Origin of the sequence: Litoreibacter sp., assembly GCF_039974535.1 — a bacterium.
Taxonomy (GTDB): domain Bacteria; phylum Pseudomonadota; class Alphaproteobacteria; order Rhodobacterales; family Rhodobacteraceae; genus Litoreibacter.
In genome coordinates, this window is sequence record NZ_JBDWIU010000013.1 from 19887 (window position 1) to 32206 (window position 12320).

The 12320-nt window shown below is 56.3% G+C and carries 9 protein-coding genes; all 9 read left to right on the forward strand.

The window, feature by feature from the left end:
* Positions 1–6: 6 nt before the first annotated feature.
* The 9 genes from ABJN86_RS15415 (at position 7) to ABJN86_RS15455 (ending at position 12276) form a co-directional block, all read left to right on the forward strand.
* Positions 7–1083 carry an ABC transporter permease gene (locus ABJN86_RS15415; protein WP_348363837.1) on the forward strand — a complete coding sequence of 359 codons (1077 nt, stop codon included), beginning with the start codon at positions 7–9 and terminating at the stop codon, positions 1081–1083.
* A gap of 5 nt (positions 1084–1088) precedes the next feature.
* Positions 1089–2774 carry an ABC transporter ATP-binding protein gene (locus ABJN86_RS15420; RefSeq protein ID WP_348363839.1) on the forward strand — a complete coding sequence of 562 codons (1686 nt, stop codon included), beginning with the start codon at positions 1089–1091 and terminating at the stop codon, positions 2772–2774.
* 6 nt (positions 2775–2780) lie between these two features.
* The gene (gene nirB, locus ABJN86_RS15425) at positions 2781–5219 is read left to right on the forward strand and encodes a nitrite reductase large subunit NirB (protein WP_348363840.1); all 2439 of its coding nucleotides are present in this window, start codon (positions 2781–2783) and stop codon (positions 5217–5219) included.
* On the forward strand, positions 5216–5548 hold the full coding sequence (gene nirD / locus ABJN86_RS15430; protein ID WP_348363842.1) for a nitrite reductase small subunit NirD: 333 nt from the start codon (positions 5216–5218) through the stop codon (positions 5546–5548). The genes nirB and nirD overlap by 4 nt, the downstream gene beginning before the upstream one ends.
* A complete protein-coding gene (locus tag ABJN86_RS15435; protein ID WP_348363843.1) occupies positions 5548–8178 on the forward strand; it encodes a molybdopterin-dependent oxidoreductase in 2631 nt (876 codons plus the stop codon). The genes nirD and ABJN86_RS15435 overlap by 1 nt, the downstream gene beginning before the upstream one ends.
* Complete coding sequence (locus ABJN86_RS15440; protein ID WP_348363845.1) at positions 8175–9125, forward strand: glycosyl transferase family protein; 951 nt, start codon at positions 8175–8177, stop codon at positions 9123–9125. Before ABJN86_RS15435 ends, ABJN86_RS15440 begins: the two co-directional genes overlap by 4 nt.
* 13 nt (positions 9126–9138) lie before the next feature.
* Entirely contained in the window at positions 9139–10560 is a 1422-nt protein-coding gene (gene cysG / locus ABJN86_RS15445; protein WP_348363847.1) for a siroheme synthase CysG, read from the forward strand.
* Positions 10561–10847: 287 nt separating this feature from the next.
* Positions 10848–11618: an SDR family oxidoreductase gene (locus tag ABJN86_RS15450; RefSeq protein WP_348363849.1), complete on the forward strand. Its 771-nt coding sequence runs from the start codon at positions 10848–10850 to the stop codon at positions 11616–11618.
* 40 nt (positions 11619–11658) lie between these two features.
* A complete protein-coding gene (locus tag ABJN86_RS15455; protein ID WP_348363851.1) occupies positions 11659–12276 on the forward strand; it encodes a 2-dehydro-3-deoxy-6-phosphogalactonate aldolase in 618 nt (205 codons plus the stop codon).
* Positions 12277–12320 lie beyond the last annotated feature (44 nt).

Genomic DNA, 12320 nt, shown 5'->3' on the forward strand with positions numbered 1-12320 from the left:
GTCCACATGACCACGGTCGACCCAAATTTCTCCGAAACCGAGCGGCGCGAAGCCAGCAAGGCCCGGCTTTTCACCCGCATCAACACGGCGGACAAATGGTTCCAAGTTCTGGGGTTGTCGTGGATCACGCCAATCTTGCGGGTTGCCGCTGGTGATAACCCTGCCGCCCAGATGAAAGAAATCTGGCGTCTGCTTGCTGTTCCATTGCTGGCAATTATCGCATTTATGATGTTGTGGGGCACATTGGCGCCAAAGGTACAAACGTCGCTTGGGGCAGTTCCGGGGCCATCGCAGGTTTGGGCCGAGGCCGTTAACCTGCATGAGGATGCATTGGCCAAAGGCGCTAAACGCGCCGACTTCGAGGCCAAGGTTGCTCAGCTGAACGAGCGCTTGATCGCTCAAGGCAAAGAACCAAAAGAGCGCGCATTTACGGGTGCACCGACGTATTACCAACAAATCTGGACCTCGATCGTCACGGTGTTCTTCGGCTTCTTGATTGCCACGGCGGTGGCGGTGCCGCTTGGGATCGCTGCTGGTTTGTCACCATTTGCGAACGCGGCACTCAACCCGTTGATCCAAATTTTCAAACCTGTCTCGCCGCTGGCTTGGTTGCCTATCGTGACCATGATCGTCTCGGCGCTTGCAGCGAGCAACGACGGGTTATTCGCCAAGAGCTTCGTGATCTCGGCTGTGACCGTGACCCTGTGTTCGCTTTGGCCCACATTGATCAACACATCCCTTGGTGTGGCGTCCATCGACAAGGACTTGGTGAACGTCTCCAAGGTGCTCAAAATGAACACCTACACCAAGATCACCAAGCTGGTTTTGCCTTCCGCATTGCCGCTGATCTTCACTGGGTTGCGCCTGTCGTTGGGTGTCGGCTGGATGGTTCTTATCGCGGCAGAGATGCTGGCGCAGAATCCGGGTCTGGGCAAATTCGTGTGGGATGAGTTCCAAAACGGATCGTCCTCCTCGCTGGCCAAAATCATGGTGGCGGTGCTGACAATCGGGGTGATCGGCTTCTTGCTGGACCGCGTGATGTTCGCCTTGCAATCGCTGTTTACCTTCACGAATAACCGGTGAGTGACATGAGCATTCTTAAACTCGAAAATGTGAGCCAGACCTTTGGCACTGGCACCCATGCGGCCCATGTGCTCAAAGACATCAATCTTGATGTGCAGGAGGGGGAGTTCTTGGTCCTCCTCGGCTTCTCCGGCTCGGGTAAAACGACGTTAATCAACATGATGGCAGGGCTGGAAAGCCCGTCCAAAGGGTCGATCACCTACAAAGGCAAGCCAATCACTGGTCCAGGCCCAGAGCGCGGCGTGATTTTTCAAAGCTACTCCTTGATGCCTTGGTTGACGGTGAATGGGAACGTCGGGCTGGCCGTGGACACTGTGTTCCCGGGCCTGCCCAAGGCGGAGAAGGCCGATAAGGTCAGCCACTATGTCAACATGGTTGGGCTAAGCCACGCGGCGAACCGTCGCCCTGCCGAATTGTCGGGCGGGATGCGTCAACGGGTCAACGTGGCACGCGCCTTGGCCATGAGCCCCGAGATGTTGCTGCTTGACGAGCCGTTGTCTGCGCTTGATGCGCTGACGCGTGCCAACTTGGCGGATGAGATCGAACAAATTTGGGATCAAGACAAGAAGACATGCGTTCTGATCACCAATGACGTGGACGAAGCAATCATTCTGGCGGATCGCATCATTGCGTTGAACCCTGACGGGACCTTGGGCGAAGAATTCAAAGTCTCCATCCCGCGTCCACGTGACCGGATGGAAATGAACTCCAACGATGCGTTCAAAACCTTGCGGGCCGATGTCACTAAATATCTGATGGATGTGGGCATTAAGTCGAAGGTTGAAGGCGCGCGCAAGCTGCCGGATGTCACTCCGATCCACGGGGTGCCGGCGGCGGTGAAGGATGCGCAGAAAGGGTTGATCGACAATCGCTTCTTGGACTTTAGCCAACTGCACAAAATCTACCCCACCCCCAAGGGCCCGTTGACGGTTGTTGAGGACTTCGACCTCAAGATTGACCGCGGCGAGTTCATCTCGTTGATTGGGCACTCTGGCTGCGGCAAGTCGACCGTTTTGACAATGGCGGCGGGTCTCAATGAAATCTCCAAAGGGGCGATCAAACTTGATGGTCGCCACGTCGAGGGTGCCGACCCCGAGCGCGCGGTTGTGTTCCAATCGCCGAACCTGTTCCCCTGGCTGTCAGCCAAGGAAAACGTCGCCATCGGTGTGGACAAGGTCTACCCCAACTCGTCGCGGCCAGAGCGCCAAGACGTCATCGAATACTACCTTGAGCGCGTCGGCCTAGCGGATGCAATGGACAAGCCAGCTTCCGAGATGTCGAACGGCATGCAGCAGCGCGTTGGCATTGCGCGGGCCTTTGCGCTTTCGCCCAAGCTTCTGCTTTTGGATGAGCCTTTTGGCATGCTCGACAGCCTAACACGCTGGGAGCTGCAAGAAGTTCTGATGGAGGTGTGGAGCCGCACCAAAGTTACGGCGATCTGTGTGACCCATGACGTGGACGAGGCCATTCTGCTGGCGGATCGCGTGGTGATGATGACCAACGGGCCACAGGCGACAATCGGCAAGATTGTCGACGTCGATTTGCCCCGCCCACGTACCCGCAAGGCGCTGTTAGAGCACCCAGATTATTACAAGTACCGCCAAGACGTTCTCGACTTTCTTGAGGAATACGAACACGGCGCAAAGCCCAAACCAAATTCAAAGGCCAATCCGGCCATCGCAGCGGAGTAATCCGATATGACTAAACAAAAAATCGTCGTTATCGGCGCGGGCATGGCTTCTGGCCGCGTGCTCGAAAACCTCACTGATGCGTCGCCGGACGGCTTCGACATCACGCTGTTCAACGCTGAACCACGGGGCAACTATAACCGCATCATGCTGTCCCCTGTTTTGGCGGGCGATCAAACCTACCAAGACATCGTGACACACGATGACGCATGGTATGCGGACCGCGATATTACCTGCCGTTTCGGCGAAAAGGCCACCAACATCGACCTCGCGGCCAAAACTGTAACCGGCGCAAACGGCTCGGTTTCTTACGACAAATTGATTTTCGGCACAGGGTCTGAGCCTTTCATCATCCCCCTTCCAGGTCACGATCTGGACGGTGTTATCGCCTACCGCGATCTCGAAGACACCGAACAAATGATGGGCATGGGTGAGGGCAACAAGGTTGTCGTCATCGGTGGTGGTTTGTTGGGCCTTGAGGCCGCGGCGGGTATGGCTGCACGCGGCGCTGACGTGACGGTTGTGCACATCATGGGCCACCTGATGGAGCGCCAGTTGGATGAAGCCGCAGGTTACCTTCTGCGCAAGTCGCTCGAAGAAAAAGGCATCACCATCAAGCTGCAGGCGAACTCGAAAGAGATCACTGGCGAAGACGGCAAAGTCAAAGCCTTGATGTTGGACGATGGCACTGAATTGCCTTGCGATCTTCTGGTCATGGCTGTCGGCATCCGCCCATCAACCGCCCTCGCGAAAGAGGCCGGTTTGGCCACAGGGCGCGGTATTCATGTGGATGACCAAATGCTCACCTCCGCCGAAGATGTCTTCGCCGTTGGCGAATGCGTGGAACACGACGGCGCGGTCTTTGGCCTCGTTGCACCACTCTACGACCAAGCCAAAGTGCTGTCGCAAACCCTGCTTGGGGAAGAGGCTGCATTCGTGCAAAAAACTCTCTCAACCAAGTTGAAAGTCACCGGCTGTGACCTCTTCTCAGCGGGTGATTTTGCGGAAGGTGAAGGACGTGAAGACATCGTCTTCCGTGACCCATCGCGCGGCGTTTACAAACGCCTTGTCATTGAGGGCAACAAATTGGTTGGCGCCGTGATGTATGGCGACGTGGCTGATGGCAACTGGTTCTTCCAGTTGATCAAAGACGAGACAGATATCGACGAGATGCGCGAGATGCTGATCTTTGGCCCTGCCTATCAGGGTGGAGAAGCGTCGGACCCGCTCTCAGCCGTTGCAGCATTGCCGCCTGAGGCAGAAATCTGCGGTTGCAACGGCATTTGCAAAGGAACAATCGTCGACGCCATCGCAGGTGGCGCAACCGATCTCGCCGCAATCAAGGCGACCACAAAGGCCTCCGCATCTTGCGGTACATGTACCGGCCTTGTGGAACAGGTTTTGCAGGTCACGCTTGGCGACGATTTCAAGATGCCAGCAGCTCAATCCATCTGTGGCTGTACCGATCACACCCACGAAGACGTGCGCCGTTTGATCAAATCCATGCCGCTTCAATCTCAAGAGGCGGTTTGGCAGGAACTGGGTTGGAAAACCCGCAACGGGTGTCACGTGTGCCGCCCCGCGATCAACTACTACCTGCTGTCGGATTGGCCGATTGAATACAAAGACGATCCGCAATCGCGTTTCGTGAACGAACGCAAACACGCCAACATCCAGAAAGACGGAACCTATTCCGTTGTGCCACGTATGTGGGGCGGTATCACTACACCGTCCGAACTGCGCGCCATCGCCGATGCGGCCGACAAATACAAAGTTCCGACCGTGAAGGTGACAGGTGGTCAACGGATCGATCTGTTGGGTGTCAAAGGGGCCGATCTGCCTGATATTTGGTCTGATCTGAACAACGCTGGCATGGTGTCTGGTTATGCCTATTCCAAAGGGTTGCGCACGGTGAAAACCTGTGTGGGGACAGACCATTGTCGTTTCGGAACCCAAGACAGCACTGGCCTTGGCATCAAGTTGGAAAAGCTTCTGCATGGGTCTTGGACACCACACAAACTTAAACTGGCTGTGTCTGGTTGCCCGCGTAACTGTGCGGAATCCACCTGTAAGGACATTGGTCTGATTTGTGTCGATAGTGGTTATCAAATCAGCATCGGTGGTGCGGCAGGCATGGACCTTAAAGAGACCGAAGCCCTGTGCACCGTTCCAACCGAAGAAGAGGCCATTCAGGTCGTTCTTGCGGTTACGCAAAGTTACCGCGAAGGCGGTAAGTACCTAGATCGTTTGTACAAATGGCTAGGTAAGGTTGGCATGGATTGGGTGCAAGAACAGGTGGTTCATGATCTTGAAAACCGTGCCGCATTGGTTGCACGTTTTGAGCTTTCCCAAACCATTTACAACCATGACCCATGGGCGGATCACGTAAAGGTTCAGGCTGACAAATACGCCCCAATGGCAGACCTAACACTGGAGGCCGCAGAATGAGCTGGATCGACATCGGCGACATCAACGACATTCCCTTGCGCGGTGCGCGCATTGTTAAAACCCAAGTCGGGTGCGTCGCGGTTTTCCGCACCGCACCAGACGAAGTCTTTGCCGTGTCCGATACATGCCCCCATAAGCAGGGCCCACTGTCCGAGGGGATCGTGCACGGACAATCCGTCACATGCCCACTGCACAATTGGGTATTCGATCTGAACACGGGACAAGCCCAGGGCGCTGATGAAGGATCGATACCGACCTATCGCGTCCGCGTTGAAGGGGGGCGGATCTTGCTTGATGCGGAGTCCGTCGCCCATCGGAGTGCTGCGTAATGGACAGCACAAACGCACCCTGCATCCGTTCGACATGTCCCTATTGTGGGGTGGGTTGTGGTGTGTTGTTGCGACCCAACGCTAAGGGGGGCTTGGACGTGAGCGGCGATCCCAATCATCCCGCTAACTTCGGACGCTTGTGCTCCAAAGGGACGGCGTTGGGGGAAACCGTAGGGCTGGAGCAGCGTTTGTTAGCCCCTCGCGTTGAAGGTCAAGATACGGATTGGGACACGGCCCTTCAAACAGCGGCTGACAAGTTTTCGCAAACGATTGCCGAACATGGGCCGGATAGCGCGGCGTTCTATGTGTCGGGGCAGCTTCTGACCGAGGACTACTACATCGTTAACAAACTGATGAAGGGCTTCATTGGATCTGCGAATATCGACACCAACTCGCGGCTTTGTATGGCGTCCTCGGTGGCGGGGCATAAGCGTGCCTTTGGCACCGATACAGTGCCTGGAACCTATGAGGATATTGACGAAGCTGATCTGGTGGTCCTCGTCGGGTCTAACCTCGCGTGGTGCCATCCAGTCTTGTATCAACGTCTTCTGACTGCGCGTAAAAACCGCGGCACGAAAATCGTGGTGATTGACCCGCGTCGCACCGCAAGTTGCGATCAGGCGGATATGCATCTGGCGTTGGAGCCGGGGTCGGATGTGGCGCTGTTCAATGCGCTCTTGTCGCGTATCAATGCTTCCGGCGCGGTGGACGAGGCATTTTCGCATAACGTCGAAGGCTTGGCTGATGCTCTGGCGGCGGCTCAAAAAGACGATCCAGCCGTAACAGGTCTAAGCGCGCAACAGATTGAGAGTTTCTGCAAGTTGTGGATCGAGAACAAACGCGTGGTCACGGTCTATTCCCAAGGGGTGAACCAGTCGATTTCGGGGACGGACAAAGTAAACTCGATCTTAAATTGCCATCTCGCCACTGGACGTATTGGTAGGGCAGGATGCGGGCCGTTCTCGGTTACCGGCCAACCCAATGCGATGGGCGGGCGAGAAGTTGGCGGTTTGGCCAATATGCTGGCCTGCCACCTTGATCTTGAAAATGCAGATCACCGTGACGCTGTACGCGACTTTTGGGGCGCAGATTTTGTGCCAGACAAGCCCGGACTGAAGGCCGTGGACATGTTCAAGGCGGTTGCTGACGGGCGGATCAAGGCCTTGTGGATTATTCACACCAATCCCGTGGTTTCTATGCCTGACGCGGATGCTGTGCGCGATGCCATTGCCAATTGTCCTTTCACGGTAGTCAGTGACATTACTGCGAATACAGACACTGCGCGATTGGCCGATGTGCTGCTTCCAGCAACCGGCTGGGCCGAGAAAACCGGCACGGTTACGAACTCCGATCGTACTATTAGCAGTCAGCGTGCCGTTTTGCCTGCACCTGGGATGGCACGCCCTGATTGGGACATTCTGTGCGACGTCGGGCGGCGCATGGGTTTCGGTGACGCGTTTGGCTTTGATAACTCCGCCGAGATTTTTCGTGAATATGCAACGCTGTCTGGGGTTGCCGGAAGGTTCGGGCGCGATTTCGACATCTCCGGCTTGTCGGATATCTCGGATGATGAATACGCAGAATTAACCCCGCAGCGTTGGCCCATAACTCCACAACGTAAAGGTGGGCGGTTCTTTGCAGACGGGAAGTTCTTTCACACCAATGGCAAGGCAAAGATGTTGCCAGTCATCAGCAAGCCACCTGCTGCGAAGGCAACGCGACGGTTTCCATTCCGGCTCAATACGGGGCGCTCTCGTGATCAGTGGCACACGATGACGCGAACAGGGCTTAGTGCCCGTTTGTCTGCTCACTTGGCTGAACCCTTCGTGGAAATTTGCCCCAAGGACGCGCAGAATCTTAATATTGAGCACTCCGATCTCGTGCAATTAACCAGCCCAATCGGTGATGCTATTCTGCGTGCTCGCATTACTGATGCGGTGAAGTCGGGGCAGGTGTTCGCGCCGATCCACTGGACGGGGGAAACTGCTCCCGCAGCGCGCATTGACATGCTTGTGGCCGCAGAAGTTGATCCGGTTTCGGGTCAACCTGAAAGCAAAGCGAGTGTCGTCGCTGTCCGTAAGTATGAGGCGAAATGGTACGGTTTTGCGGTGTCGCGCCGTGAGATGAATTTGCAAAGTGACTATTGGGCGTTGTCTCGGACGAAGCATGGTTACCGCGCAGAACTTGCGGGGGTTTCGTCTATCAGTGATTGGGAGGGGGAAGCACGGCGATTGTTTGGCTCGGACAACGCGCAGATGTCTTCCAACATTGACGCTAAACGTGGCAGCGCGCGGGTTGTTATTCACGAGAACGGCGAACTACTGGGCGCGATCTTCGTGTCGTCATCGCCTGTGGCCGTTATGCGGGACTACGTTTCGACTTTGCCCGGAACGGAGGGTTTGGACGCTTTGATGGGACGCCCATCAGGCGATGTGCCCAACCCGGGTCCTGTGTTGTGCTCATGTTTTGGGGTCGGTATAAATACGATCATTGAAGCGGTTGAAGTCAAAGGCTTGATGTCGGTCGAAGCAATCGGTGAAGCCTTAGGGGCGGGTACGAATTGCGGATCCTGTCGCCCTGAAATTGCCGATTTATTGTTAGGACTACAAAGTCGTGAGGCGGCTGAATGAGCTTGTCTGAGCACGTTCGTATCTTAGGGCGTGGTCCCGGTCGATCGCGATCTTTGACGCAAACAGAGGCCTATGACGCCATGCAGTTAATGCTGGCAGATGGAACCTCCCCCGAGGCGGTTGGCGCATTGTTGATGTTGCTGCGCATGAAGGGAGAAACCGCTGACGAGATCGCGGGGCTGGCAAGCTCGGCGCAGGTTGGCAACGGTGCGCTTGCGCATGTGGATCTGGATTGGCCAAGTTACGCCGCTGGACGGACGCGAGGTGCGGCTTGGTTTTTGTTGTCAGCCAAGTTAGTGGCCCAAGCGGGGCACCGTGTGTTGTTGCATGGTTGGAACGGCGCGGACACTAAAGTTCGTGCGGGCTTGTTTCAAGCAGGGATCGGAAGCGCCACGGATTTGGAGGATGCCGCTCGATTGCTAGACCGCGATGGCATCGCCTATTTACCTCTTGAAAAGGTGTATCCCGCGTTATTCCGTCTGTTGAATTTGCGCGAAGTCTTGGGGCTTCGATCCTGCGTCAACACGGTGTGCCGCATGTTGAATCCGGGCGCAGCCTCCGCGAGTGTTCAAGGGGTCTTCCATCCATCTTACCGCCTGTTGCAAGCCGACGCGGCGGCGTTGCTGGGCTGGAAAAATTTGAGTGTGATTAAGGGCGGCGGCGGCGAATTTGAGCGCCACCCGTCAAAAGAGATCGCCGCCTTCGGCCTGCGCGAAGGCGTTGCGTGGGAAGGGGTGGTTCCCGCGACCACCCAAGACCCTCGCCGCCTTTCCAGCACGCAAGATGCAAGCTTGCTAGCGGCGTGGGAACACACCGAGGTTGGTGCATTTGAAGTCGAGATTGTAGTAGGCACCGCAGCCCTTGCGTTGGACACATTGGGGGTGCGCGACAGTCGGTCCGCTGCACTGGCTCAATGGGACGCCCGCAGGCCGGCCAAGGTCGCTTGATAGGAGACGAGACATGAAATCCTTCCCAATGTTTGTTCGCACCACGGATCGTCGCGTTGTAATTGTGGGTGGCGGAGAGCAGGCCGCACAAAAGGCGCGGCTGCTGTTGAAGACTGATGCGACCCTTGTTTTGGTGGCGCCAGAGCTGGAAGCGGAACTCAGTGGCGTGGTTCAATCGGGCCGCGCCCAACATGTCTTGGCACTGACGCCGGAACTGTTTGACGATGCGGCGATGGCGTTCATCGGGACAGGGTGTCCGTGCGTGGACGCCTGTGCCCATGCGCTCGCAAAATCTGCACGTTGCCCTGTGAACGTGGTGGACCAGCCGGAGCTATGTGACATCACCACCCCCGCAATTGTGGACCGAGACCCCATCGTGGTGGCGATTGGCAGCGAGGGGACCGCCCCCGTTTTGACCCGTGAAATCAAGACCAAGCTAGAGCGGTCTTTGCCGCAAACTCTTGGTGGACTGGCTTCGTTGTCAGGGCTGTTACGCCCAAGTGTCAGCAAACATGTGCCGCATGAGCGTCGCCGTGCGTTTTGGGCGTGGGTGTTCAAAGGCTCTCCACGTGCTACTTGGGTGCGTGGGGCCGAACGCGAGGCCGTGAAAAAGATCAAAGATGCCATCATGCAAGGTGGCGTTAACGACACCACGCAAAGCGGGCAAATCGCCCTCGTGGGGGCAGGCCCTGGTGCGCGTGACTTACTAACTTTGCGTGCGGTCGAGCGACTTCAAGAAGCTGATGTAATTTTCTACGACCGACTTGTGGATGCGGAAGTTCTGGAATTGGCGCGCCGCGACGCAGAGCGGGTTTTCGTGGGCAAACATGTGGGTGCGCACAGCTGGCCGCAGGAGCGGATCAACCAGATGATTGTCGCCGAGGCCAGAAAAGGACGCCGCGTGGTTCGCTTGAAATCGGGCGATCCAGGTGTATTTGGTCGCGCAGGTGAAGAGATCGAGGCCGCGCGCGCCGCAGGAATACCCGTTGAGATGGTCCCCGGTGTCACAGCCGCCTGTGCGGCGGGAGCGAGCCTTACTCGCAGCCTGACCGAGCGGGGCGTTGCCAATACATTGGTTCTGGCCACCGGCACCGGTAGCATTGACGATCCTACACCTGATAGCACGCGACTGTCAGGTCCGGGGACAACAACGGCACTTTATATGTCAGTGCGTCAAGCAGGGCGCTTGGCGAAAGACTGGATCGATCAAGGCCTACCAGCAAGCAGTCATGTTGATATCTGTGCGGATGTCTCGAAGCCAAGCCAAATCACTATTCCGGCGACTGTAGAGACAATGGCAAGCCGCATGGCAGAGGAGGGTATCACCGGTTGCGCTATATTGCTGGTGACTTGGCCTGAGGCCCTCGCATCTGAAAAAACTAAGACTGTGTTCCATAGTTTGCACTCAGTTGATGAGATCGGTTTAGCAGGCTGATCGCGCCTTAGGTGTTCATTTTGACGCACCGAACCTGTCGCGTGATGAATGACCGATCAATTCAATCTCAATGCCACTCCCCTGAGACCTTGTGGATCGTGAATGAAGCTCTGGCATGAGCCAAGATTGCCGCCACTATGCATGGCAAGTTTGAACATGGTGGATTTATCCAATTGCGCGGATATACAAAGATGCACGCCAACCACGTGCTTCATACTGACAAAAGGGGCTGATTTGGGCTTTCTTGCTGGTAAGGATACGCGACCAACCACAAGAGAGAGCCACGAATGGAACGCAGCGCTACATTTCACGATCTCAATGGGAAAAGTGTTTTCATAACGGGCGGCGGCTCCGGCATCGGTGCGTCGCTTACGAAAGGGTTTATGGAGCAGGGGGCTAAGGTGGCCTTTGTTCAACGCTCCGATTCCACGAAGTTCTGTGACGAGCTGGAAGAAAAATACGGGCGGCGCCCGTTATTCATCCGATGCGATGTCACAGATGTCGGTGCATTGAAATCGGCGATCACACAAGCGGGTGAGGCGCATGGTCCGATCTCCACATTGGTGAACAATGCCGCCAATGACATACGCCACACCGCAGCCGACGTTACTGAAGAGTTTTGGGATCAATCGCAGGCGATCAACCTGAAAGCATACTTCTTTGCGTGTCAGGCGGTGATGCCGAATATGATCTCTGCCGGCGGTGGGTCGATCATAAACTTTTCGTCCATAAGCTACATGATGGGCAACGCAGGCTATCCGTCGTACACGGCGGCGAATGCAGGCATTACGGGGATGACCCGTTCGTTGGCCCGCGAGTTTGGACCAGACCGAATTCGCGTGAATGCATTGGCTCCGGGCTGGGTGTTGACCGAAAAGCAGATGGATTTATGGGCCTCGCCAGAGGCATTAGCCGCGCATCTGGACCGCCAGTGTTTGAAAGATCATCTAAGTCCGCGTGACATCGTCGACTCGGCGCTGTTTCTAGCCTCTAACGCCAGCCGTATGATGACGGGGCAAGCTGTGGTCGTTGACGGCGGTGTCGTCACCACAGGATAGTAGCCTTAGCTGGCCAAGAGAATTGCAAGGAACGTTACATATGAGCCGAGAGATTATTGGTATCCTGCGCGGTGTTCAGCCGCATGAGGTTCTCGACATTGGCCGCGCCCTTGTGGCGGCGGGGATTGACCGGATCGAAGTGCCGTTGAACTCACCGGATCCATTGCGCTCCATTGAAATACTAGCGAGCGAGTTGTCTGAGCAAGCGACTTTGGGGGCTGGCACTGTCTTGGACGCGTCGCAAGTGCTCGAGGTCCACAATGTGGGGGGCACTTTGGTTGTATCGCCCGATACCAACCCAGCGGTCATTGAAAAGACGAAAGAGCTGGGGATGCATTCCTTCCCCGGTGTCGCAACACCGACCGAATGCTTCACGGCTTTGCGCTATGGCGCTGATGGATTGAAATTTTTCCCCGCATTTGTGATCGGGCGATCAGGCTTTGCCGCGATCTCTGCGGTGCTACCAAAGGGGACCAAGACCTACGCGGTTGGCGGCGCAGATACGTCGAATTTTGCGGATTGGTTTGGTGTCGGGGTGACGGGATTTGGGATTGGATCGGGTATCTACAAACCGGGCATGAGCGCCCAAGATGTGGCTTCACGCGCCGCGAACATCGTTGCGGCATATGACGCATCTGCATCGTCAAGCAGGTCATGAGATGTTTTGGTTCAACTTCGCTGCGGCATCAGCTCCACGTGCAA

Bases quoted from the DNA above. Each gene is read 5' to 3' on its own strand.
- ABJN86_RS15420 (WP_348363839.1), top strand. From the start codon at position 1,089: ATGAGCATTCTTAAACTCGAAAATGTGAGCCAGACCTTTGGCACTGGC.
- nirD (WP_348363842.1), top strand. From the start codon at position 5,216: ATGAGCTGGATCGACATCGGCGACATCAACGACATTCCCTTGCGCGGT.
- ABJN86_RS15440 (WP_348363845.1), top strand. From the start codon at position 8,175: ATGAGCTTGTCTGAGCACGTTCGTATCTTAGGGCGTGGTCCCGGTCGA.
- ABJN86_RS15435 (WP_348363843.1), top strand. From the start codon at position 5,548: ATGGACAGCACAAACGCACCCTGCATCCGTTCGACATGTCCCTATTGT.
- ABJN86_RS15455 (WP_348363851.1), top strand. From the start codon at position 11,659: ATGAGCCGAGAGATTATTGGTATCCTGCGCGGTGTTCAGCCGCATGAG.
- nirB (WP_348363840.1), top strand. From the start codon at position 2,781: ATGACTAAACAAAAAATCGTCGTTATCGGCGCGGGCATGGCTTCTGGC.
- ABJN86_RS15415 (WP_348363837.1), top strand. From the start codon at position 7: ATGACCACGGTCGACCCAAATTTCTCCGAAACCGAGCGGCGCGAAGCC.
- cysG (WP_348363847.1), top strand. From the start codon at position 9,139: ATGAAATCCTTCCCAATGTTTGTTCGCACCACGGATCGTCGCGTTGTA.
- ABJN86_RS15450 (WP_348363849.1), top strand. From the start codon at position 10,848: ATGGAACGCAGCGCTACATTTCACGATCTCAATGGGAAAAGTGTTTTC.